We start from the raw sequence: 21,073 nt of genomic DNA, 5'->3' as shown, positions 1-21,073 counted from the left end.
CTCCGCCCTCGTGTCCGCCGTTTTCTCCGCCCTCGTGTCCGCCGGTCCCACCGGTGGGCACGAGGGCGCGTACGGACCCGGTACCGGCGCGGTCACCGCTCGCCGGGGGCGCCGTTCCCGGGAAGGACGCGTCGCCCCGGGAGGCTACGCCGCCCCGCCGCCCACCGTGTTCGCCAGCGCCGCGGACAGGTCGCGCGCGACCTCCTGGAGGACCGGGACGATCTTCTCCGTGGCCGCCTCGGTGACCCGGCCCGCCGGGCCCGAGATGGAGATCGCGGCGGCGGTGGGGGAGTCCGGCACGGAGACCGCGAGGCAACGGACCCCTATCTCCTGCTCGTTGTCGTCGATCGCGTACCCCGCCTCGCGGACCGCGGCGAGCGCGTCCAGGAAGCCCTCGGGCGTGGTGATCGTCTTCTCGGTCGCGGCCGGCATGCCGGTGCGGGCGAGCAGCGCGCGCACCTCCTCCGCCGGGGTGTGCGCGAGCAGCGCCTTGCCGACGCCCGTGGAGTGCGGCAGGACCCGCCGTCCGACCTCGGTGAACATGCGCATCGAGTGCTTGGACGGCACCTGCGCCACGTACACGATCTCGTCGCCGTCGAGCAGCGCCATGTTCGCGGTCTCGCCGGTCTCCTCGACGAGCCGGGCGAGGTACGGCCGGGCCCAGGTGCCGAGGAGGCGGGAGGCGGACTCGCCGAGCCGGATGAGCCGGGGGCCGAGCGCGTACCGCCGGTTGGGCTGCTGGCGCACGTAGCCGCAGGCGACCAGGGTGCGCATCAGGCGGTGGATGGTGGGGAGCGGCAGGCCGCTGCTGGCGGAGAGTTCGCTCAGGCCCACCTCGCCCCCGGCGTCGGCCATCCGCTCCAGGAGGTCGAAGGCGCGCTCGAGGGACTGGACGCCTCCGCTCGCGGCGGGTTTGGCGGCGTCGGTGGTGCTGGCGCTGGACGTCGGCACGTCACGGTCCTTTCGGGGCGGGCGGGCAAGGCAGCAGCCTACCGGGCCGACGGTCGGCGCACACGGCCCCGGTCCCGGCGTCGGTGCCGGTCAGGGGGTGTTCGTCCGGTGTCGGCGGTGGCCCGGTGCCCCCTGGTCCGTGCGGAGCTACGTTCTGCCTTGCGAAATTTGCATTCCACTTTGTGGAAAGATACAAGCCGGTCCCGGCGGCCGTCCGCACCGGGGGAGGACTCTTGACGGCGCGTCGTCCGGAAGTGAAGACTCCTTCAACAGTTCGTTGAATTTCTCCGTGGGGCACTTTCCCGGAGCGTCCTCCCGCGCGCCCTCCGGGCCGCTCTCCCGGAGCACGGGACGGCACGGGGCCGCACGGGAACAACCGGAAGAAGGGGTACGGGTGGACGTCAACCTGGTCCTGCGCTCGACGCGCGTCATCACCCCCGAGGGGACGCGCGCGGCGTCGGTCGCCGTCTCCGGAGGGACGATCGCGGCCGTGCTGCCGTACGACGCCGGGGTCCCCGCCGGAGCCCGGCTGGAGGACGTCGGCGACGACGTCGTCCTGCCCGGCCTGGTCGACACCCACGTGCACGTGAACGACCCCGGCCGCACCGAGTGGGAGGGCTTCTGGACCGCCACCCGCGCCGCCGCCGCCGGCGGCATCACCACCCTGCTCGACATGCCGCTCAACTCGCTGCCGCCGACCACCACGGTGGAGAACCTGCGCGTCAAGCGGGACGTCGCCCGGACCAAGGCGCACATCGACGTCGGCTTCTGGGGCGGCGCCCTGCCCGACAACGTCAAGGACCTGCGGCCGCTCCACGACGCCGGGGTCTTCGGCTTCAAGTGCTTCCTCTCGCCCTCCGGCGTGGAGGAGTTCCCCGAACTCGACCAGGACCGCCTGGCGGTCTCGCTGGCCGAGGTCGCCGGCTTCGGCGGCCTGATGATCGTGCACGCCGAGGACCCGCACCACCTCGCCGCCGCACCCCAGCGGCCGGGTGGCGCGTACGCCGACTTCCTCGCCTCCCGCCCCCGCGACGCCGAGAACACGGCCATCGAGAACCTGATCGACCAGGCCCGCCGGCTCGACGCCCGCGTCCACGTCCTGCACCTCTCCTCCTCCGACGCCCTTCCGGTCATCGCCGCCGCCCGGGCCGAGGGCGTGAAGGTCACCGTGGAGACCTGTCCGCACTTCCTCACCCTCACCGCCGAGGAGATCCCGGACGGCGCCACCGAGTTCAAGTGCTGCCCGCCGATCCGCGAGGCCGCCAACCAGGACGCCCTGTGGCAGGGCCTCGCCGACGGCGTCATCGACTGCGTCGTCTCCGACCACTCGCCGTCCACGGCCGACCTCAAGACGCCCGACTTCGCCTCCGCCTGGGGCGGCATCTCCTCCCTCCAGCTCGGCCTGCCCGCGATCTGGACCGAGGCCCGCCGCCGGGGCCACACCCTGGAGGACGTCGTCCGCTGGATGTCCACCGGTCCCGCCCGGCTCGCCGGGCTCGACCGCAAGGGCGCCGTCGAGGCCGGCCGCGACGCCGACTTCGCCGTCCTCGATCCCGAAGCCACCTTCACCGTCGATCCGGCCGAGCTCCAGCACCGCAACCGGATCACCGCCTACGCGGGCCGGACCCTGCGCGGCGTCGTCACCTCCACCTGGCTGCGCGGCGAACGGATCGCCCACCGGGGTGTCCTCGCCGAGCCCTCCGGCCGCCTCCTCGAAAGGAACAACTGACCCGTGAGCACCGGCATACCCTCCTTCACCGGCGACGCCCGCCCCTACGGCGGCGGCGACCCGTACGCCGACTACCGCACGGCCGACTTCCCCTTCACCCAGTACGCGAACCTCGCGGACCGGCGTCTGGGCGCGGGCGTGATCGCGGCCAACGACGAGTTCTTCGCGGAGCGCGAGAACCTGCTCAAGCCCGGCGCCGCCCAGTTCGACCCGGAGCACTTCGGCCACAAGGGCAAGGTCATGGACGGCTGGGAGACCCGCCGCCGCCGCGGCGTCTCCGCCGAGGAGCCCCACCCCACCGAGGACGACCACGACTGGGCCCTCGTACGGCTCGGCGCGCCCGGCGTGATCCGCGGCGTCGTCGTCGACACCGCCCACTTCCGCGGCAACTACCCGCAGGCCGTCTCCGTCGAGGCCGCCTCCGTGGCCGGCTCCCCCTCGCCCGGGGAACTCCTCGCCGACGACGTGAAGTGGACGACGCTCGTGCCGCGCACCGCCGTCGGCGGCCACGCCGCCAACGGCTTCGCCGTCGACGTCGAGCAGCGCTTCACGCACCTGCGGGTCAACCAGCACCCCGACGGCGGCGTCGCCCGCCTCCGCGTGTACGGCGAGGTCGCCCCCGACCCGGCGTGGCTGGGTGCCCTCGGCACCTTCGACCTCGCGGCCCTGGAGAACGGCGGCCGGGTGGAGGACGCCTCCGACCGCTTCTACTCCCCGGCCACCCACACCATCCAGCCGGGCCGCTCCCACAAGATGGACGACGGCTGGGAGACCCGCCGCCGCCGCGACAAGGGCAACGACTGGATCCGCTACGGCCTGGCCGCCGAGTCCGAGATCCGCGCCGTCGAGATCGACACCGCCTACCTCAAGGGCAACAGCGCGGGCTGGGCCGCCCTCTCGGTCGCGGCCGAGGGCTCCGAGGAGTGGACCGAGGTCCTGCCCCGGACCCGCCTCCAGCCCGACACCAACCACCGCTTCGTCCTGGACGCCCCGGTGGTCGGCTCCCGCGTCCGGATCGACATCTACCCGGACGGCGGCATCTCCCGCCTCCGCCTCTTCGGCTCCCTCACGGAGGCCGGCGCGGCGCGGCTGACCGCCCGTCACCAGGAACTGGGCGGCTGACCCCGGGCCCGCCCACCGCCGGGCGTCCCGTCCGCCCCCCCCCACGAACCGGGCGGGACACGACACCCCGCCCGGCCCACGGGGGCGCACCGGCCCGGCACCACCGGTGCGCCCCCGGCCCCCTCCCGCTGGTGTGCTCCCGGCCCTCTCCCGCCGCCGGGAGCGACCGGCCGGCCCGTGCCCGTACCGCCGGGCCGTCGCGGACCCCTCCCCGGAGGCGCGGCCGTGCGGCGCGGTGCGCCCCGCTGTCCCCCGGGGGACGGGACCGCCGCGTCAGTTCCCCAGCAGGGCGGCCACGAGCCCGGTCATCAGGGTGCGCGGATCGGGTGCGTCCGGCCGGCCGGTCATCAGGAGGTGGTGAGCGGTCCCCACGACGGCGAGGGCCACGACGGACGGCTCCACGGTGTCCGCCACCCTGCCGAGACGCCGTTCCGCTTCCAGGTAGGCCGTGATGGCCTCCTGGATCGCGGCGAAACCGGGCGCCCCCGCCTCCAGGGCCTCGCGGACGCGCAGCGCGGCGGCGGGGCGGGACATGGCGAGACCGGAGACCGCGGGACCGCCGGGGCCGAGCAGCACGAGGACGACGGCGTCGAGGTTCGCCTCCACCGTGCCCCCTCCGACGAGCGCCGCCAGCCCCTCCGCCTTCGCGGCCGTGCGCGCGAACCGGTCGAGACAGAGCTCCGCGACGAACTCGTCGAGACCGGCGAAGTGCGCGTGCAGCAGCCCCTTGGCACACCCCGCCTCGGTGGTGACCGCCCGGCTGGTCAGCGCGCCGGGACCGCCGTTCGCCAGAACCCGCTCCGCGGCCGCGAACAGCCGCTCGCGCACGTCCGGCGTCGCCACTCCGCGCGGTGACATGAACCCTCCCCGTACCGCCGCCGGTCTTCCCGGCGGGCGTGTTGTCCGACCAGGCGGATCGTAGCCGGGATTGCCAGTACGGGCGTGTGCCCATACTGTTTGGGCGCGCGCCCATTCTCTGTCGTCCCGCAGGAGGCATCCGTGTCCGGAACCGTCAACACCGAACAGGCACAGGCGTGGAACGGTCCCGAAGGGGCACACTGGGCCCGCCACCAGGACCGCTGGAACGCCGTGAACGAGGGCTTCGACGCGCCGCTGCTCGACGCCGCCGGAGTCACCGGCGGCCACCGGGTCCTCGACGTCGGCTGCGGTGCCGGGCAGACCACGCGGCTCGCCGCGCTCAGAGCACCCCGGGGGAGCGCGCTCGGCCTCGACCTGTCCGGTCCGATGCTGGCCGAGGCGCGCCTCCGCGCGGAACGCGAGGGCGTCACGAACGTCACCTTCGAGCAGGGAGACGCCCAGGAACACCCCTTCGGTGAGGGCGCGTTCGACGTGGCGATCAGCCGCTACGGGACGATGTTCTTCGCCGATCCCGTCGCGGCCTTCGGCAACATCGGCCGGGCCCTGCGGCCCGGCGGCCGCCTGGCCTTCGTCTGCCCGGCCGACGCCGCGCTCAACGAGTGGGCCGTGGCGATGACGGCCCTGCGCGGTCTCCTTCCGGTCGGTGACTTCGGGCGGCCGGGCCTGCCCGGGATGTTCTCGCTCGCCGTCCCGGACGAGATCCGCAGCGTCCTTGCCGGGGCCGGGTTCACCGGCGTCACCGTCGAACGGGCGCGGGCCTACGGGACGTGGGGGAGCGGGGCCGGGGACGCGGCGGACTTCCTCCTGTGCACGGGCCCCGGCCGCCACCTGAAGGAGCGGGCCGGCGAGGAGGTGCGGGCCCGCGCCCGCCGGACCCTGGAGGAGCACCTGCGCGCCCACGAGTCGGCGGACGGCACCGTCCGGCTGCTCGGCACGTCCTGGCTGGTCACGGCGGACCGGCCGGCCTGAACGGGACGCCCGGTCCGGACGGAGGCGCGGCCGGCCCCGGGGCCCCCGTTCAGGCCGGCCATGCCGCCCGCCGGGAGCTACGCCGCGTGGCCCCCGTCCACCGAGAACTCCGCCCCCGTCACGTACCGCCCCTCCGGACCCGCCAGGAACGCGACCATCGACGCCACCTCGTCCGGGGTGCCGAAGCGGCCGAGGGCGGTGAGGGCCGCCTGGCCGTCCGCGTACGGGCCGTCCGCCGGGTTCATGTCGGTGTCGACGGGGCCGGGGTGGACGAGGTTCGCCGTGATGCCGCGCCCGCCCAGTTCGCGGGCGAGCGCCTTCGTCAGGCCCACGAGCGCGGCCTTGCTCGTCGTGTAGAGGGTCGCGCCGGGGCCCGGTACCCGCTGGGTCACGCAGCTGCCGATCGTGATGATCCGGCCGCCTTCCGGCAGGCGCTCCGCCGCCGCCTGCGAGGCGAGGAAGACCGCCCGGACGTTCACGGCGAGGACCCGGTCCACGTCCGCGAGGGCCAGCGACTCCAGCGGGCCGAGGAGCCCGACGCCCGCGTTGTTCACCAGGACGTCGAGCCGCCCCAGGGCGTCCGCCGCCCGGGCCACCGCGCCCGTCGCGTCCCCGGCGTCGGCCGCGTCCGCCCGCAGGGGCAGCGCCTTCCGGCCGGCCGCCCCGATCCGCGCGGCGACCTCCGCGGCCCGCGCCTCGTCCCGGACGTAGGTGAAGGCCACGTCGGCGCCCTCCCGGGCGAGCCGTACCGCCGTCGCCGCGCCGATCCCCCGGCTGCCGCCCGTCACCAGGACCGCCGTGCCGTTCATCGTGGACATCCCGAACCTCCGCGAGAAGTACTGAGTGGTTTCGGGTTCAATGAAAGTCGGCGGGGCGTCCGGACACCGGCGGCAATCGGACATCCACCCCGGCCCCGGTGGAACGGCGGGCCGAGGGGCCGGTGGAGCGGTGGAGCGGCGGAGCGATGAGTTCCGCCCGGCGGAGCGGTCACAGCTTCCGGAACACCACGTTCCGCGGAAGCGGGAGGAAAACCGCCATGGCCACGCTCAGTCTCACCCAGTTCCTCACCCTCGACGGCGTCCAGCAGGCACCCGGCGGCCCCGACGAGGACCCCGGCAACGGCTTCGAGCACGGCGGCTGGTCCGTGCCGTACGGCGACGAGGACTTCGGACGGTTCATGACCGGGATCTTCGCCCGGCCGGCCGCCTTCCTCCTCGGCCGCCGCACCTACGACATCTTCGCGGGCCACTGGCCGCAGCGGACCGACCCCGACGACCCGATCGCGAGCAAGCTCAACGGCCTCCCCAAGTACGTCGTCAGCACCACCCTCACCGAGCCCGGCTGGGCCGGGACCATCCTGCTCCGGGGCGACGTCCCCCGCGAGGTCGCCGCCCTCAAGGAGCGCACCGAGGGGGAGATCCAGACGCACGGGAGCGCGGGGCTCGCCCGCACCCTCCTCGACCACGACCTCGTCGACACCCTCCACCTGCTGGTCTTCCCCGTGGTCCTGGGCACCGGCCGGCGCCTCTTCACCGACGGGGTCCGCCCCACCGCCTTCCGTCACACCGGAGCCCGCACCACCGGCGCGGGCGTCGCCCTCCACACCTACGAACTCCAGGGGCGTCCTCGGTACGGCAGCTACTGAAAGGCGTGGTCACCGCCCGCCCCGCCCGGTACGGTGATCGCTCCACGTGCGAGCCGCCGAAGTCTCCACCCCCCCGGAGAGTGGAAGAGACCCCGTCATGACGGCTCCGCCGATCGCCGCCCCCGTCCCCCTCGGCGCCCCGCGCCCGGCCTGGGCCACCGACCTGCCCGTCCTCCTCGTCGCCGCCGTCTGGGGCGCCAGCTACCTCGCGGCCAAGGGCATCACCACCACCCACACGGTCATCGCCGTCCTCGTCCTGCGCTTCGCGGTGGTGCTGCCCGCCCTCGTCGTCGCCGGGTGGAACGGGCTCCGGTCCCTGACCGGGGCCCAGTGGCGCGGCGCGTGCGTCCTCGGACTCGTCCTCGGCGGGATCTTCCTCCTGGAGACCCACGGCCTCGTCCGGACCTCCGCCACCAACGCGGGCCTGATCATCAGCCTCACCATGATCTTCACCCCGCTCGCCGAGGCCGCCGTCACCGGCGTCCGGCCGACGCGCGCCTTCCTCGCCGCCGCCGCGCTCTCCGTCGCGGGCGTCGTCCTGCTCACCCAGGGCGGCGGCTTCACCGCCCCCTCCGCCGGCGACCTGCTCATGCTGCTCGCCGCCCTCGCCCGGACCGTCCACGTCCTGGCCATGTCCCGGACCGGGGCGATCCGCTCGGCCGACTCGCTCTCCCTCACCACCGTGCAACTCGGCTCCGCCGTAGCCGTGTTCGCCGTCATCGCCGCCTTCCCCGGCACCGGCGCCACCCCCTGGTCCGTGGCCCTCGGCTTCGGCCCGCGCGAATGGGCCGGGCTGCTCTTCCTCTCCGTCCTCTGCACGCTCTTCGCCTTCTTCGTGCAGATGTGGGCGGTCCGCCGCACCTCCCCGTCCCGGGTCAGCCTCCTCCTGGGCACGGAACCCCTCTGGGCCGCCGCCGCGGGCATCGCCGTCGCCGGCGACCGCCCCGGCGCCCTCGGCCTCGCGGGCGCGGCCCTCGTGCTCGCCGGCACCGCGTGGGGCCGCCGCGCGGCCGCCCGGGACGCCGGACGGGACTTCCGCCCGGCGGGGCCGTCCGCACCGGAGAGCGCCGCGCCCGCCGACCCGCCCCCCGGGCACGGCGGCCGCCCGGATCACGGCGACGCCGCGACCGTCGCCGAGCCGGCCCGCCCCCGGGCACGGCGGCCGCTCGGATCACGGCGACGCCGCGACCGTCGCCGAGCCGGCCCGCCCCCGGGCACGGCGGCCGCTCGGATCACGGCGACGCCGCGACCGTCGCTGAGCCGTCCCGCCCCCGGGCCCGCCGGCCGTTCAGGACTTCGGCACCCGGTCCGACGCGACCATGACGGCCACGCCGAGGGCGGCGATCACGAGGTTGGCGAACACCTCCCGGCCCTCCAGGAACCCCACGTTCTCCGTCAGGAACCGGGTCAGGCCCATGAACCCGAACCAGCCGTCCGTCAGCTCGCGGACCACCCCGCAGACGCCGAACACGGTCAGCAGGAACCCGGTGGTCTCCAGAAATCTCTTCACGCGCCGATCATGGCCGGACCGCGGGACCGGTCGCGTCCGTCCCCGGTCCACGACCGCCGCTACCGAAGTACCGGCCTCCGCGACTTCGGTACCGCCCCGGCCGCACGCGCTCCCCGCGCCGGCCCCGGCTGCGTACATTGCGGGCATGACCCGTACGGACCGGCGGCGCCGGCCGCTCCCCTCCCACCCGGCCGAACCGGGCGGGGACGGGGCGGGGCGGCCCCGCCGTACCGTTCGCGACTGGATCGTGGACGCCTCGCTCTTCCTGCTCGCCGCGCTCTTCGGCCTCGTCGCCGCCGACACCAGCGCGCAGTACACCAGCATGACCGTCACCCTCCTCGACCAGCTCGCCGGCGCCGCGGCCTGCTGCGCGCTCTGGCTGCGCCGCCGGTGGCCGGCCGGGCTCGCGATCGTCCTCTCCCTGGTGAACACCGTGGCGCCGGTCGCCGCCGGAGCCCTCCTCGCGAGCCTGTTCGGCGTCGCCGTGCGCCGCCCCTTCCGCGAGGTCGCCCGGATCGGCGCGCTGGCCGTGGCCACCTCGACCGCCCAGACGTTCCTCCGCCCCGATCCCACCACCGACCTCGCGCTCTCCCTCGCCCTCGGCTTCGTCCTCACCCTGCTCGTCATCGCCTGGGGCATGCTCGTCCGCTCCCGGCGCCAGCTCGTCGAAGCCCTCAGGGAACGCGCCCGCCGCGCCGAGGCCGAGGCCGGACTGCGCGCGGCCCAGGCGCAGCGGCTCGCCCGCGAGGCCATCGCCCGCGAGATGCACGACGTCCTCGCCCACCGGCTCACCCTGCTCAGCGTGCACGCCGGAGCCCTGGAGTTCCGGCCCGACGCCCCGCCCGAGCAGGTCGCCCGCGCCGCCGGCGTCATCCGCGACAGCGCCCACGAAGCCCTCCAGGACCTGCGCGAGATCATCGGCGTCCTGCGCGCTCCCGGCGAGAACGGCGACGGCGACCGTCCCCAGCCCACCCTCGCCACCCTCGGCGCGCTGGTCGGCGAATCCCGCGAGGCCGGCGCCGAGGTCGTCCTCGACACCACCGTCGACGACCCGGACGCGGTCCCCGCCGCCACCGGCCGCACCGCCTACCGCATCGCGCAGGAGGGCCTGACCAACGCCCGCAAGCACGCCCCCGGCGCCCCGGTGACCGTCACCGTCCGGGGCCGCCCCGGCGAGGGCCTCACCGTCGAGGTCCGCAACCCGGCCCCCGCCGGACCCGTCCCGCACGTGCCCGGCTCCGGCCAGGGCCTCATCGGGCTCGCCGAGCGCGCCGCCCTCGCCGGGGGCCGTCTTGCCCACGGTCCGGCCCCCGACGGCGGATTCACCGTGCGCGCCTGGCTACCGTGGCCCCCATGACCATCCGGCTGCTCATCGTCGACGACGACCCCCTCGTCCGCGGGGGCCTCGCCCTCATGCTCGGCGGCGCCGACGACCTCGTCATCGTCGGGGAGGGCGCCGACGGACGGGACGTCCCCGAGCTCGTCGCCCGGCACGCCCCCGACGTCGTCCTCATGGACGTCCGCATGCCCCACGTCGACGGCCTCACCGCCACCGAACTCCTCCGCGCCCGTCCCGGCTCCCCCGAGGTCGTCGTCCTCACCACCTTCCACGCCGACGAGCAGGTTCTGCGCGCCCTGCGGGCCGGCGCCGCCGGGTTCGTCCTCAAGGACACCCCGCCCGCCGAGATCGTCGCCGCCGTCCGCCGGGTCGCCGCGGGCGACCCCGTCCTGTCCCCGGCCGTCACCCGCCGGCTGATGGCCCACGTCGCGGAGCGGCGGGAGCCGCCCCGGCGCGCCATGGCCGCCGGCCGGATCGCCGGACTCACCGACCGGGAGCGGGAGGTGGCCGTCGCCGTCGGGCACGGCCGTTCCAACGCGGAGATCGCCGCCGGGCTGTACATGAGCGTGCCGACCGTCAAGACGTACGTCTCCCGCGTCCTGGCCCGGCTCGGCCTCGACAACCGCGTCCAGATCGCCCTCCTCGTCCACGACGCGGGCCTCCTGGACGAACCGGAGGACACGTAGGGGGACCGGAGCGCGGCCGGCTCCGCCCCGTACCGGCCGGTCCGGCGCGCGTGCCCCCGGCGCGGGCGGTACCGTCCGCACGGCCGGGGACCCGGCGGCGCGGCCGGGCGCGACGGCTTTCCGTCGCCGACGCCCCGGGCTACGCTCCCTCCGTGCCCCGCGCCCCGGTCTTCTCCTCCGCCCCGGGCGGACCGCGCCGGCCCGGCCGGCGGCCCGCCCGCGCCCCCTGACGTGCCCCGCGGCGAACGCCACGACCCGCATGACCGATACTGCAATGCACGCAGAAGGACACAAAGGAGGGCACGGCCTCGTGACCAGGGTTCGGACAGGAGGGGTACGCGCCGCGGTCGGCGCCGTGCTCGCGCTCGCGCTGACGGCGGCGCTCGCCGGATGCAGCAGCACCGGCGGCAAGCGGGCCGAGGACGCCCGCAAGGCCGCCCAGGCCCAGGGCCGGGCGGCCGTCGACACCCCCCGCTGGACCTTCGCCATGGTGACCCACTCGGGCGACGGCGACACCTTCTGGGACATCGTCCAGAAGGGCGCCAAGCAGGCCGCCGTCAAGGACAACATCAACTTCCTCTACGCCCACAACGACGAGGCCCAGCAGCAGGCGCAGCTGGTCGACTCGTACATCGCCAAGGGCGTCGACGGCCTGATCGTCACCCTCGCCAAGCCCGACGCCATGAAGGCCGCCGTGGAGAAGGCCGTCAGGGCCGGCATCCCGGTGATCACCGTGAACTCGGGCGCCGAGCAGTCCAAGGCCTACGGCGCCCTCTCCCACATCGGCCAGGACGAGACCGTTGCCGGCGAGGCCGTCGGCGAGGAGCTCGACAAGCGGGGGAAGAAGAAGGCGCTCTGCGTCCTGCACGAGCAGGGCAACGTCGGGCACGAGCAGCGCTGCGCCGGCGCGAAGAAGACCTTCGGCGGCGAACTCGTCAACCTGTACGTCGACGGCACCAACATGCCCGACGTCAAGGCCTCCGTCGAGGCCAAGCTCCAGTCCGACAAGGACATCGACGCCGTCGTCACCCTCGGCGCCCCCTTCGCCGACACCGCCGTCCAGGCCGCGAAGAGCGCCGGCAGCAAGGCCGAGATCGACACCTTCGACCTCAACGCCAAGGTCGCCGCGGCCCTCAAGGCGGGCACCCTCGGCTTCGCCGTCGACCAGCAGCCCTACCTCCAGGGGTACGAGGCCGTCGACCTGCTCTGGCTGTACCGCTACAACGCCGACGTCCTCGGCGGCGGCAGGCCCGTCCTCACCGGCCCCCAGATCATCACGAAGGACGACGCCCCGGCGCTGGTCGCCTACGCGGATCGGGGCACCCGATGAGTCCCACCGCCCCGTCCGGCGTCGACCACGTGGACGAGCGGCTGCTGCGCACGACCCCGCTGAAGAAGCTCCTCGCCCGCCCCGAACTGGGCTCGGTCGTCGGAGCGGTCGCCGTCTTCGTCTTCTTCGCGGTCTTCGCGGACAGCTTCCTGCGCGCCTCCAGCCTCGGCACCGTCCTCTACGCGGCCTCCACCATCGGCATCATGGCCGTCCCCGTCGCCCTGCTGATGATCGGCGGCGAGTTCGACCTCTCCGCCGGAGTCATGGTCACCAGCTCCGCGCTGATCTCGTCCATGTTCAGCTACCAGATGACGGCCAACGTCTGGGTCGGCGTCGGCGTCTCGCTGCTCGTCACGCTGGCGATCGGCGTCTTCAACGGCGTCATGCTGACCCGTACCAGGCTGCCCAGCTTCATCATCACGCTCGGCACCTTCCTCATGCTGACCGGCCTGAACCTCGGCCTCACCAAGCTGATCAGCGGCACCGTCTCCACCAAGACCATCGCCGACATGGAGGGCTTCTCCTCCGCGCGGAAGCTCTTCGCCTCGCAGCTGACCCTCGGCGGCGTCGAGTTCAAGGTCACCATCCTGTGGTGGTTCGGCCTCGTCGCGCTCGCTACCTGGATCCTGCTCCGCACCCGCTTCGGCAACTGGATCTTCGCGGTCGGCGGCGGCGCCGACGCGGCCCGCGCGGTCGGCGTCCCCGTCCACCGCACCAGGGTCGGCCTCTACGCGGGCGTGGCCCTCTGCGCCTGGATCTCCGGCCAGCACCTGCTCTTCTCCTTCGACGTCGTCCAGTCGGGCGAGGGCGTCGGCAACGAACTGATCTACATCATCGCGGCCGTCATCGGCGGCTGCCTGATCACCGGCGGCTACGGTTCGGCCATCGGCTCGGCGGTCGGCGCCCTCATCTTCGGCATGACCAGCAAGGGCATCGTGTACGCCGAGTGGAACCCGGACTGGTTCAAGTTCTTCCTGGGCGCGATGCTGCTGCTCGCGACCCTCCTGAACGCCTGGATCCGCAAGCGCGTGGAGGCGACCAAGTGACGACCGGCACCCCTCCCCTCGTGGAGCTGGACGACGTCAGCAAGTACTACGGCAACATCCGGGCCCTCGAAGGGGTCTCCCTGGAGGTCCGCGCGGGCGAGATCACCTGCGTCCTCGGCGACAACGGCGCCGGGAAGTCCACCCTCATCAAGATCGTCGCCGGACTGCACCGGCACGACGCCGGGACCTTCCGCATCGAGGGCGAGGAGGTCACCCTCGCCAACCCGCGCGACGCCCTCGACCGGGGCATCGCCACCGTCTACCAGGACCTCGCCGTGGTCCCGCTGATGCCGGTCTGGCGCAACTTCTTCCTCGGCTCCGAGCCCACCAGGGGCAGGGGACCCCTCAAGCGGCTCGACGTCGGGCTGATGCGCGCCACCACCCGCGAGGCCCTGCTGCGGATGGGCATCGACCTGCGCGACGTCGACCAGCCCATCGGCACCCTCTCCGGCGGCGAGCGCCAGTGCGTGGCCATCGCCCGCGCCGTCCACTTCGGCGCCAAGGTCCTCGTCCTGGACGAGCCGACCGCCGCGCTCGGCGTCAAGCAGTCCGGGGTGGTCCTCAAGTACGTGGCCGCCGCCCGCGACCAGGGGCTCGGCGTGGTCCTCATCACCCACAACCCGCACCACGCCCACCTCGTCGGCGACCGTTTCGTCCTCCTCAAGCGGGGCGCCATGGCGGGCAGCCACGCCAAGGGCTCCGTCACCCTGGACGAGCTGACCCGGCAGATGGCCGGCGGCACCGAGCTGGAGGACCTGCGCCACGAACTGGAACGGCCCTCCGCCGCGTAACGGCTCCGCACATCCCACCTGGCAGAATCGAAGCCGATGAGTACCTACCGTGACCTCGCCCACCGCGGCTCCGCCCGGGGCACCGTGCTGCGGACCGTCGGCACCCGGGAGCGGCGCTCCCACCTGACGGCGCCCCGGGTGCCGACCGTCGGCATCGACATCGGCGGCACCAAGGTGATGGCCGGCGTCGTGGACGCGGACGGGAACATCCTGGAGACGCTGCGCACGGAGACCCCGGACAAGTCCAAGAGCCCCAAGGTCGTCGAGGACACCATCGTCGAGCTGGTCCTGGACCTCTCCGACCGGCACGACGTGCACGCCGTCGGCATCGGCGCGGCCGGCTGGGTCGACGCCGACCGGGCCCGGGTCCTCTTCGCCCCCCATCTGGCCTGGCGCAACGAGCCCCTCCGCGACTCCCTCCAGGGCCGCCTCGCCGTCCCCGTCATGGTCGACAACGACGCCAACACCGCCGCCTGGGCCGAGTGGCGCTTCGGCGCCGGGCGCGGCGAGGACCACCTCGTCATGATCACCCTCGGCACCGGCATCGGCGGCGCGATCCTGGAGGACGGGCAGGTCAAGCGGGGCAAGTACGGGGTCGCCGGCGAGTTCGGCCACATGCAGGTCGTCCCCGGAGGCCACCGCTGCCCCTGCGGCAACCGCGGCTGCTGGGAGCAGTACAGCTCCGGCAACGCGCTCGTCCGCGAGGCCCGCGAGCTGGCCGCGGCCGACTCGCCGGTCGCGTACAACATCATCGAGCGCGTGAAGGGCCACGTCCCCGACATCACCGGCCCGCTCATCACCGAGCTGGCCCGCGAGGGCGACGCCATGTGCGTCGAGCTGTTCCAGGACATCGGACAGTGGCTCGGCGTCGGCATCGCCAACCTCGCCGCCGCCCTCGACCCCTCCTGCTTCGTCGTCGGCGGGGGCGTCTCCGCCGCCGACGACCTCCTCATCGGCCCCGCCAGGGAGTCCTTCCGCCGCCACCTCACCGGCCGCGGCTACCGTCCCGAGGCCCGTCTCGTCCGCGCCCAGCTCGGCCCCGAGGCCGGCATGGTCGGCGCCGCCGACCTCGCCCGGCTCGTCGCCCGCCGCTTCCGCCGCGCCAACCGGCGCCGGGTGGAGCGGTACGAACGGTACGAGCGCTACGCCCAGGCCCTGCGCAGCGGGACTCCGGGCCGGGCCGCCCGGGCTCCCGAGGACCCCCCCTCGTGACCCCGGCCCGCCCGGTGGCCCCGCCGCGCCCGCCGCGCGACGGGCTGCCCGAGGACCGCCGGCACATGATCCGCCGCCGCTGGCTGACGGCCGTCATCATCGTGCTCCTCGTCGGCATCCCGGCCGGCTACCTCGTGATCTCCGCGGGCCAGAGCCGGGACAGCGGGCGCGACAAGGAACGCGAGTCCTCGGTGGCCGGCCTCCAGGCCAACTGGCCCTCCCAGATGAAGCGCCGGATCTTCGAGGTCCCGATCCCCACCGGGGCCTGGGACGTCGCCTACTACGAGACCAGCAACTGGAAGACCAGCCGGCTGTACGTCCGCTTCACGACGACCGCCGCCGGCCTCGACGCCTTCCTCGCGGACTCCGGCACCGGCCGCGCGCGGCTCACGCAGGGGCGGGTCACCGTCGGCGACCGCGACGCGGAGATCGCCGGCTGGTCCTTCGGCGAGGGCACGGCCTGGGCGGGGACGACCGTCGGGCGCGAGAAGCCGCGCCCGGTCACCGACATCACCGTCGACCTCACCGAGCCCGCCTTCCCCCGGGTGTACGCGGTCTCCGCCACCAGCCCCTGACCGGGCGGACGCGTCACCCGCCCCGGCGGGCGTTGAGCCGGGCGGCCCGCCGGTTCAGGTGGTCGCGTTCGGCGAGGCTGGGCGCCTCGCGGGCCGCCTCGGCGTACAGCCGTGCCGCCGTCTCCTCGTCACCGGCGCGTTCGTGGAGGTGGGCCGCCGCCGCCGTACGGCGGGGCAGCGGGCCCTCCAGCTCCGCGAGCGCCGCGAGACCCGCGCGGGGCCCGTCGGCCTCACCGACGGCGACCGCGCGGTTGAGGCGCACGACGGGGCTGCCGGTCAGGCGCACGAGTTCGTCGTACCACTCGACGATCTGCGTCCAGTCGGTCTCCCCGGCGGTGGGCGCGTCGGCGTGGAGGGCGGCGACGGCGGCCTGCGCCTGGAACTCGCCCAGGCGGTCGCGGGCGAGGGCGGCCTGCAGGACGGCGACGCCCTCGGCGATCAGTCCGGTGTCCCACCGGCTCCGGTCCTGCTCGTCGAGCGGCACCAGGGCGCCGTCGGGTCCGGTCCGGGCCGCGCGCCGGGCGTGGTGGAGCAGCATGAGGGCGAGCAGCCCCGCCACTTCCGGGTGGTCGACCGCGGCCGCGAGCTGCCGGGTGAGCCGGATGGCCTCGGCGGCGAGGTCGACGTCCCCGGAGTAGCCCTCGTTGAAGACCAGGTAGAGGACCCGCAGCACGGTGGCGACGTCCCCGGGCCGGTCGAACCGCACGCCGGAGACGGTCCGCTTGGCCCGGCTGATCCGCTGCGCCATGGTCGCCTCGGGCACCAGATAGGCCCGGGCGATCTGGCGGGTGGTCAGTCCGCCCACGGCGCGCAGCGTGAGCGCGACCGCGGACGACGGCGACAGCGACGGGTGGGCGCACAGGAAGTAGAGGCTGAGGGTGTCGTCCGCCGCGGGCGCGGGCCCGGGGGCCGGCTCCTCGTCCACGAGGCCCTCGCGCCGCCGCCGGGCGGTGTCCGCGCGGGCCGCGTCGAGGAACCGGCGCCAGGCGACGGTGACGAGCCAGCCCTTCGGGTCCCGAGGGGGGTCGGCCGGCCAGACGCGGACCGCCTCGATCAGCGCCTCCTGCACGGCGTCCTCGGCCGCCGCGAAGTCGGCTCCGCGGCGGACCAGGACGGCGAGGACGCCCGGTGTGAGGTTCCGGAGCAGGGCCTCGTTCATCCGTGGGGGCATTCCGGGACGGTGGGCGGCGCCGCCAGGAAGGGGCGCAGTTCGAGCCACTCGTGGATCGGCTTTCCGCCGGCCCCGGGCGCCGCCGACAGTTCCCCGGCCAGCTCGACGGCCCGCTCGTGGCTGTCGACGTCGATCACCATCCACCCGGCGATGAGGTCCTTGGTCTCGGCGAACGGCCCGTCGGTGACCGGGGGACGCCCCTCGCCGTCGTAGCGGACCCACGATCCCTCGGGGGCGAGCGCCTGGCCGTCGACGAACTCGCCGCTCTCCTCCAGGCGGGCCGCGAAGTCGTGCATGTACTGGATGTGGGCCGAGATCTCCTCCGGCGTCCACCGGTCCATCGGTACGTCGTTCACCGCCGCCGGGGCGCCGCGGTAGTGCTTGAGCAGCAGGTACTTGGCCATGGTGTCTCTCCTCGGTCCTGGTGCGACCCATTGTGGTCGCCTTCACCCCGGGGACGGAGCCGGCCGCGGGTTCTCGACATGCCCGCCCGACTTTTTTCCGGATTCCTCGGGAGCACCGGAGGACATCGCATCCGTAAATCCTACGGAAGGACGAAATGGCGAGATGGTGAGGGGAAAATAGGCCCCGAAGTGCACTCTTTCGGGGACATGCCTGTGCGGGCGCCCCCTCCTACCCTTGCATGTGCGGGGCGGACGGTTCCCATATGGGAACGCGCCACGTCGGTGGCCGGAAGGCCCCGGACGTCGAACGGAGAGGACGGTCATGTCGGTGCTGGAGAACGGTGTCCCCGGGAACGCGATCGAGGGCGTCGCCTGGCGGAAGGCGCGGGCGAGCATCGGGGCGGGCGAGTGCGTCGAGGCGGCGGGGCTGCCCGGCGGCGGGGTCGCGCTCAGGAACTCGCGGCACCCCGACGGCCCGGCCCTCGTCTTCACGGAGGCCGAGTGGGGGGCCTTCACCCAGGGGGTCAAGGGGGACGAGTTCGACGATCTCACCGTCTAGGGCGAGCGCCTCGTAAAGCGTTGGCCATGGTTTGTGGCGGCGGGCTCGCCTCGGGCATTCTGACGTGCGAACCGGCATTTCCCCGACCCCGGAGCCCGCATGCCCGCCGCCCCCAAGCACCGGTCCGACTCCGGCGCGCCCGTGGTCTCCCTGCAGGACACCGCCGGCGACCGTCTGAGCGACCGCATGCTGGGCGACGAACTGCGCTCCCACCGCGAGCGGCGCGGTTACACCCTGGCCGACGCGGCGCGGGTCATCCGTGCCTCCACGTCGAAGATCAGCCGGATGGAACTGGGCAAGAGCCCCGTCAAGTACCGGGACCTGAACGACCTCGCCCTCTTCTACGGAGTCTCCCGCGAGGACCGCGCCCACCTCGACCAGCTGCACCAGCAGGCGGGCAACGAGGACCTGTTCGCCAAGTTCGCCGACGTCACCCCCGCCTTCCTCCGGCGCCTCATCCGGCTCGAACGGACCGCGCGGCAGATCACGGTCTACGAACCCCGCGTCGTTCCCGGCCTCCTGCAGACCGAGGCGTACGCCCGTGCGCTGGTCCGGATGATAGAGATCGGCCGTTCCGAGAGCGACATCGAACTCATCGTCGCCCTCCGGATGCAGCGGCAGCTCATGCTCGACGGAGGGATGCCCAGGCTGGCGGCCCTGATCGGCGAACGGGTGCTCTCCCAGCCCTACGGCACCGCCGGCATGATGGTCGAGCAGATGCGTTTCCTCCGTACGGCCACCCTGACCGAGAAGGTCAACGTGCGCATCGTGCCGGAACACGTCATCGCCCCGCCCACCCCCGTCTTCCACCTGTCGTTCGCCGACGGGGAGCACCAGGAGCTGGCGTACGTGGAGCACGCGGACGGCGCGCACTACATCACGCAGAAGGTCCAGCTCGACCGCACGCGCAAGCTGCTGCTCAACGTCCGGGCGAACATCTACGACCGCGCGGACAGCGTGCGCGCGCTGGAGCGCGCCATCGCGTACTGGGAGAAGCGGGCCGCCGCGGAGCGGCCGGAGTAGGCGGCGCGCCCGCTCCGCGGCGGTGGGGTCACCGGGGTGTCCGGACGCGCCCCACTCCGCCCCACTCCACCCAGTCGGTGGACCGCAGCTCCATGGGCGGGGGCGGCGAGTCGGGGAGCCAGTCGATCACGTCGACCAGGCCCGGGGGGTCCACGATCTCCAGGGAGTCGAAGTAGCGCCTCACCTCGTGGGGTTCCCGCACGCGTCCCCAGTTGCCGCCGGTCGCGCCCTCCATGAGCCGGGTGACTCCGTCGCGGACGGCCGGATCGTCGCTGACGAGCTGGCAGATGACCATGTGGCTGCCCGGCGCCAGGAGTTCGGACACCGCCCTGATGACGGCGGCCGGGTCCCTGTCGTCGTCGCTGTCGGGGATGCAGTGCAGGACGGAGACGAAGAGGGCCGCGACGGGCCGGTCCCAGTCGAGGAAGCCGTCGGTGGCCTCCCTGATCCTGCGGGTGTCCCGCATGTCGTGGTCGACGACCATCGTGTTCGTGTTGTCGTCGAGATGGGTCCGCGCGTGGGCGAGCACCATCGGGTCGTTGTCGACGTAGACGACCCTGGCGTCACGGGAGACGCGCTGGGCGACCTGGTGGACGTTGTCCTGGGTGGGCAGGCCGCTGCCGTGGTCGAGGAACTGGGTGATCCCCTTCTCGACGGCGAGGTAGCGCACCACGCGCCGCAGGAAGTCGCGGTTGTTGCGGGCGAGCTGCTGCGTGCTGGGCGCGATCCGGAGGAGCTCGGCGCACGCGTCCCGGTCGACCTCGAAGTTCTCCGTTCCGCCCAGGAGCCAGTCGTACATGCGCGCGGCACTGGCCCGCTCGGTGTCGATGACGCGCGTTCGGGATTCCTCCCCGTTGGCCATACACGCTCCCCTGAACCCCTGTCCGGGCCGGCTGTGCCCGGACACGAGGGCTCATCCTAGGAGCGCGCGCGGCTGACGGCTAGTCACCCCGAAGGGTGTACGGGGGAACGGACGGCCTCCGCGCGACGGGCGGGAGGACGGCCGGCGCGCGGTCCGCGGGCGGGGTGCGCACCGGTCCGGCGAGGACGGCCGCGCGGCCGTCCGGGCATCCGGGCGTCCGGCCGTCCGGGCGTCAGCGGTCGCGCTCCGCGCGGGGGTCCCTTCCGGCGCGGAGGTCCCGTTCGGCGCCGCGCAGCAGGGCGCGCGCGTCGGGGACGTCCAGGCCCATGAGGTGGGCGGCGTCCTCGACGGACAGCCCCAGGTCGCGGTGGAGGAGCACGATGTCGGCCTGGTCGTCCCGGAGGGCGGTGTGGAACCGCCTCGTCCGGCCGCCGGAGTCCGTTGCCCGGCGCGCGGCTTCGGCGCGCAGTTCTCCCCAGACCCGGGCGGCGGGGGAGTGGGAGCCGAGCACGCCGACCCAGCGGTGTTCCAGGGCGACGAGCACCGCCTCGACACACCGTTCCGCCTCCACCCGGTCACGGGTCCACTGCTCGGCGTATCGGACGTAGGCGCCCCTGTTCGCCTCGCGGAACGCCTCGAACCCGACCCTCAGGGCGGCCAGGGCCGAACGGGAGGCAGGGGGGCCGTTCACGGCCGCCCCGCCCCGGCCGCCGGGCCGTTCGTCCCGGCGGGTCCGGCGGGTCCGGCGGGTCCGGCGGGTCCGGCAGGGCTGGCGGGGCTGGCGGCTCCGTTCGTCCCGGCGGGTCCGGCAGGCCCGGCGGTCTCCGTCCGGTCGCCGCCGCTCCGGGCGCGGCCCCGGAGGCACGGGAGCCGTCGCCGGCCCGCCGGTTCGCGGTGGCCCGGTGGGCGGCCGTTCCTCTTCCTCGGTTCGGCGGGGCCACCGCGGTGCTCGCGGTGCGCTCCCTCCGGTGGCACTGTCATGGGGTTCTCCCTTCGCCGTTCCGGGTGCGGGCGTCCGCCGGCCCGGGACGCCGGCGGCCGGGGCCGGACGGGGCCGCCCGGGGGCGTCCTCCGTCCGGCCGGGGGCTCGGACCCGGCGGAGATCCGTCAGTGGGGGGCCGGGGGTTTCGCCGCGGCGGGAGGAAGGGATGATCCCGTGGGGACCGACCGGGGGAGCGGTATCGGGCTCCTGGCTGCTCCGAGGGTCATGCTCGACTTCTTTCTGGTCGTCGACGGACGGTGCCGGGGCCCCGGGGCGTACCGTCCAGGG

General features: G+C 74.3%; 21 protein-coding genes and 1 pseudogene. 14 read left to right on the top strand and 8 right to left on the bottom strand.

Going from position 1 to position 21,073, the window contains the following annotated elements; genetic code table 11:
• Positions 1 to 144: 144 nt before the first annotated feature.
• Positions 145 to 951, bottom strand: a complete 807-nt coding sequence (locus tag ACZ3IL_RS23410; protein ID WP_467393009.1) for an IclR family transcriptional regulator — start codon at positions 949 to 951, stop codon at positions 145 to 147.
• A 394-nt stretch (positions 952 to 1,345) separates the two neighbouring features.
• Here ACZ3IL_RS23410 and allB point away from each other — a divergent pair, with 394 nt between their 5' ends.
• Both allB and alc read left to right on the top strand, forming a co-directional pair.
• Complete coding sequence (gene allB / locus ACZ3IL_RS23405; RefSeq protein ID WP_467393007.1) at positions 1,346 to 2,680, top strand: allantoinase AllB; 1,335 nt, start codon at positions 1,346 to 1,348, stop codon at positions 2,678 to 2,680.
• 3 nt (positions 2,681 to 2,683) lie between these two features.
• Positions 2,684 to 3,802, top strand: a complete 1,119-nt coding sequence (gene alc, locus ACZ3IL_RS23400) for an allantoicase (protein ID WP_467393005.1) — start codon at positions 2,684 to 2,686, stop codon at positions 3,800 to 3,802.
• Positions 3,803 to 4,075: 273 nt separating this feature from the next.
• Here alc and ACZ3IL_RS23395 read toward each other — a convergent pair whose 3' ends face one another.
• On the bottom strand, positions 4,076 to 4,660 hold the full coding sequence (locus tag ACZ3IL_RS23395; protein ID WP_467393003.1) for a TetR family transcriptional regulator: 585 nt from the start codon (positions 4,658 to 4,660) through the stop codon (positions 4,076 to 4,078).
• Between the two features lie 141 nt (positions 4,661 to 4,801).
• Here ACZ3IL_RS23395 and ACZ3IL_RS23390 point away from each other — a divergent pair, with 141 nt between their 5' ends.
• Complete coding sequence (locus ACZ3IL_RS23390; protein WP_467393001.1) at positions 4,802 to 5,650, top strand: class I SAM-dependent methyltransferase; 849 nt, start codon at positions 4,802 to 4,804, stop codon at positions 5,648 to 5,650.
• Between the two features lie 77 nt (positions 5,651 to 5,727).
• Here ACZ3IL_RS23390 and ACZ3IL_RS23385 read toward each other — a convergent pair whose 3' ends face one another.
• Positions 5,728 to 6,468, bottom strand: a complete 741-nt coding sequence (locus tag ACZ3IL_RS23385) for an SDR family oxidoreductase (RefSeq protein WP_467392999.1) — start codon at positions 6,466 to 6,468, stop codon at positions 5,728 to 5,730.
• Between the two features lie 218 nt (positions 6,469 to 6,686).
• Here ACZ3IL_RS23385 and ACZ3IL_RS23380 point away from each other — a divergent pair, with 218 nt between their 5' ends.
• Positions 6,687 to 7,295, top strand: coding sequence for a dihydrofolate reductase family protein (locus tag ACZ3IL_RS23380; RefSeq protein ID WP_467392997.1), 609 nt, complete (start codon positions 6,687 to 6,689; stop codon positions 7,293 to 7,295).
• A gap of 97 nt (positions 7,296 to 7,392) precedes the next feature.
• Positions 7,393 to 8,307: pseudogene (locus ACZ3IL_RS23375) on the top strand (DMT family transporter); the annotation flags it as partial.
• 276 nt (positions 8,308 to 8,583) lie between these two features.
• Here the strand turns inward: ACZ3IL_RS23375 and ACZ3IL_RS23370 are convergent.
• Positions 8,584 to 8,805, bottom strand: a complete 222-nt coding sequence (locus ACZ3IL_RS23370) for a hypothetical protein (protein WP_467392995.1) — start codon at positions 8,803 to 8,805, stop codon at positions 8,584 to 8,586.
• Between the two features lie 145 nt (positions 8,806 to 8,950).
• Here ACZ3IL_RS23370 and ACZ3IL_RS23365 point away from each other — a divergent pair, with 145 nt between their 5' ends.
• From ACZ3IL_RS23365 to ACZ3IL_RS23335, 7 genes are all read left to right on the top strand, one after another.
• Entirely contained in the window at positions 8,951 to 10,162 is a 1,212-nt protein-coding gene (locus ACZ3IL_RS23365; RefSeq protein WP_467392993.1) for a sensor histidine kinase, read from the top strand.
• Positions 10,159 to 10,830 carry a response regulator gene (locus ACZ3IL_RS23360; protein ID WP_467393296.1) on the top strand — a complete coding sequence of 224 codons (672 nt, stop codon included), beginning with the start codon at positions 10,159 to 10,161 and terminating at the stop codon, positions 10,828 to 10,830. Before ACZ3IL_RS23365 ends, ACZ3IL_RS23360 begins: the two co-directional genes overlap by 4 nt.
• Before the next feature lie 310 nt (positions 10,831 to 11,140).
• Positions 11,141 to 12,160: a sugar ABC transporter substrate-binding protein gene (locus ACZ3IL_RS23355; protein ID WP_467392992.1), complete on the top strand. Its 1,020-nt coding sequence runs from the start codon at positions 11,141 to 11,143 to the stop codon at positions 12,158 to 12,160.
• Entirely contained in the window at positions 12,157 to 13,206 is a 1,050-nt protein-coding gene (locus ACZ3IL_RS23350) for an ABC transporter permease (RefSeq protein WP_467392991.1), read from the top strand. Before ACZ3IL_RS23355 ends, ACZ3IL_RS23350 begins: the two co-directional genes overlap by 4 nt.
• Positions 13,203 to 13,997, top strand: coding sequence for an ATP-binding cassette domain-containing protein (locus ACZ3IL_RS23345; protein ID WP_467392989.1), 795 nt, complete (start codon positions 13,203 to 13,205; stop codon positions 13,995 to 13,997). The genes ACZ3IL_RS23350 and ACZ3IL_RS23345 overlap by 4 nt, the downstream gene beginning before the upstream one ends.
• A 36-nt stretch (positions 13,998 to 14,033) precedes the next feature.
• Positions 14,034 to 15,209 carry an ROK family glucokinase gene (locus ACZ3IL_RS23340; protein ID WP_467392987.1) on the top strand — a complete coding sequence of 392 codons (1,176 nt, stop codon included), beginning with the start codon at positions 14,034 to 14,036 and terminating at the stop codon, positions 15,207 to 15,209.
• The gene (locus ACZ3IL_RS23335) at positions 15,206 to 15,784 is read left to right on the top strand and encodes a hypothetical protein (protein ID WP_467392985.1); all 579 of its coding nucleotides are present in this window, start codon (positions 15,206 to 15,208) and stop codon (positions 15,782 to 15,784) included. Before ACZ3IL_RS23340 ends, ACZ3IL_RS23335 begins: the two co-directional genes overlap by 4 nt.
• A gap of 13 nt (positions 15,785 to 15,797) precedes the next feature.
• Here the strand turns inward: ACZ3IL_RS23335 and ACZ3IL_RS23330 are convergent, their stop codons facing one another.
• Positions 15,798 to 16,943: an RNA polymerase sigma factor gene (locus tag ACZ3IL_RS23330; RefSeq protein ID WP_467393294.1), complete on the bottom strand. Its 1,146-nt coding sequence runs from the start codon at positions 16,941 to 16,943 to the stop codon at positions 15,798 to 15,800.
• On the bottom strand, positions 16,940 to 17,359 hold the full coding sequence (locus tag ACZ3IL_RS23325; protein ID WP_467392983.1) for a YciI family protein: 420 nt from the start codon (positions 17,357 to 17,359) through the stop codon (positions 16,940 to 16,942). The genes ACZ3IL_RS23330 and ACZ3IL_RS23325 overlap by 4 nt, the downstream gene beginning before the upstream one ends.
• 322 nt (positions 17,360 to 17,681) lie before the next feature.
• Between ACZ3IL_RS23325 and ACZ3IL_RS23320 the strand changes: the two genes are divergently transcribed.
• Entirely contained in the window at positions 17,682 to 17,918 is a 237-nt protein-coding gene (locus ACZ3IL_RS23320; RefSeq protein WP_467392981.1) for a DUF397 domain-containing protein, read from the top strand.
• Positions 17,919 to 18,017: 99 nt separating this feature from the next.
• The gene (locus ACZ3IL_RS23315) at positions 18,018 to 18,941 is read left to right on the top strand and encodes a helix-turn-helix domain-containing protein (RefSeq protein WP_467392979.1); all 924 of its coding nucleotides are present in this window, start codon (positions 18,018 to 18,020) and stop codon (positions 18,939 to 18,941) included.
• A 28-nt stretch (positions 18,942 to 18,969) separates the two neighbouring features.
• Here ACZ3IL_RS23315 and ACZ3IL_RS23310 read toward each other — a convergent pair whose 3' ends face one another.
• A complete protein-coding gene (locus tag ACZ3IL_RS23310) occupies positions 18,970 to 19,803 on the bottom strand; it encodes an SAM-dependent methyltransferase (RefSeq protein WP_467392977.1) in 834 nt (277 codons plus the stop codon).
• Between the two features lie 232 nt (positions 19,804 to 20,035).
• Complete coding sequence (locus tag ACZ3IL_RS23305) at positions 20,036 to 20,494, bottom strand: hypothetical protein (RefSeq protein ID WP_467392975.1); 459 nt, start codon at positions 20,492 to 20,494, stop codon at positions 20,036 to 20,038.
• Between the last annotated feature and the right edge of the window lie 579 nt (positions 20,495 to 21,073).

This window comes from Streptomyces sp. NPDC014907, assembly GCF_055562975.1.
The sequence above is the reverse complement of the archived record's forward strand: the minus strand, read 5'-3'. Positions and strand labels throughout refer to the sequence as shown.

Excerpts from the sequence above, each read along its gene's own strand:
- ACZ3IL_RS23395 (WP_467393003.1), bottom strand. The coding sequence starts at position 4,660 with ATGTCACCGCGCGGAGTGGCGACGCCGGACGTGCGCGAGCGGCTGTTC.
- ACZ3IL_RS23340 (WP_467392987.1), top strand. The coding sequence starts at position 14,034 with ATGAGTACCTACCGTGACCTCGCCCACCGCGGCTCCGCCCGGGGCACC.
- ACZ3IL_RS23315 (WP_467392979.1), top strand. The coding sequence starts at position 18,018 with ATGCCCGCCGCCCCCAAGCACCGGTCCGACTCCGGCGCGCCCGTGGTC.
- ACZ3IL_RS23380 (WP_467392997.1), top strand. The coding sequence starts at position 6,687 with ATGGCCACGCTCAGTCTCACCCAGTTCCTCACCCTCGACGGCGTCCAG.
- ACZ3IL_RS23320 (WP_467392981.1), top strand. The coding sequence starts at position 17,682 with ATGTCGGTGCTGGAGAACGGTGTCCCCGGGAACGCGATCGAGGGCGTC.
- ACZ3IL_RS23385 (WP_467392999.1), bottom strand. The coding sequence starts at position 6,468 with ATGTCCACGATGAACGGCACGGCGGTCCTGGTGACGGGCGGCAGCCGG.
- ACZ3IL_RS23325 (WP_467392983.1), bottom strand. The coding sequence starts at position 17,359 with ATGGCCAAGTACCTGCTGCTCAAGCACTACCGCGGCGCCCCGGCGGCG.
- ACZ3IL_RS23365 (WP_467392993.1), top strand. The coding sequence starts at position 8,951 with ATGACCCGTACGGACCGGCGGCGCCGGCCGCTCCCCTCCCACCCGGCC.
- ACZ3IL_RS23360 (WP_467393296.1), top strand. The coding sequence starts at position 10,159 with ATGACCATCCGGCTGCTCATCGTCGACGACGACCCCCTCGTCCGCGGG.
- ACZ3IL_RS23330 (WP_467393294.1), bottom strand. The coding sequence starts at position 16,943 with ATGAACGAGGCCCTGCTCCGGAACCTCACACCGGGCGTCCTCGCCGTC.
- ACZ3IL_RS23350 (WP_467392991.1), top strand. The coding sequence starts at position 12,157 with ATGAGTCCCACCGCCCCGTCCGGCGTCGACCACGTGGACGAGCGGCTG.
- ACZ3IL_RS23310 (WP_467392977.1), bottom strand. The coding sequence starts at position 19,803 with ATGGCCAACGGGGAGGAATCCCGAACGCGCGTCATCGACACCGAGCGG.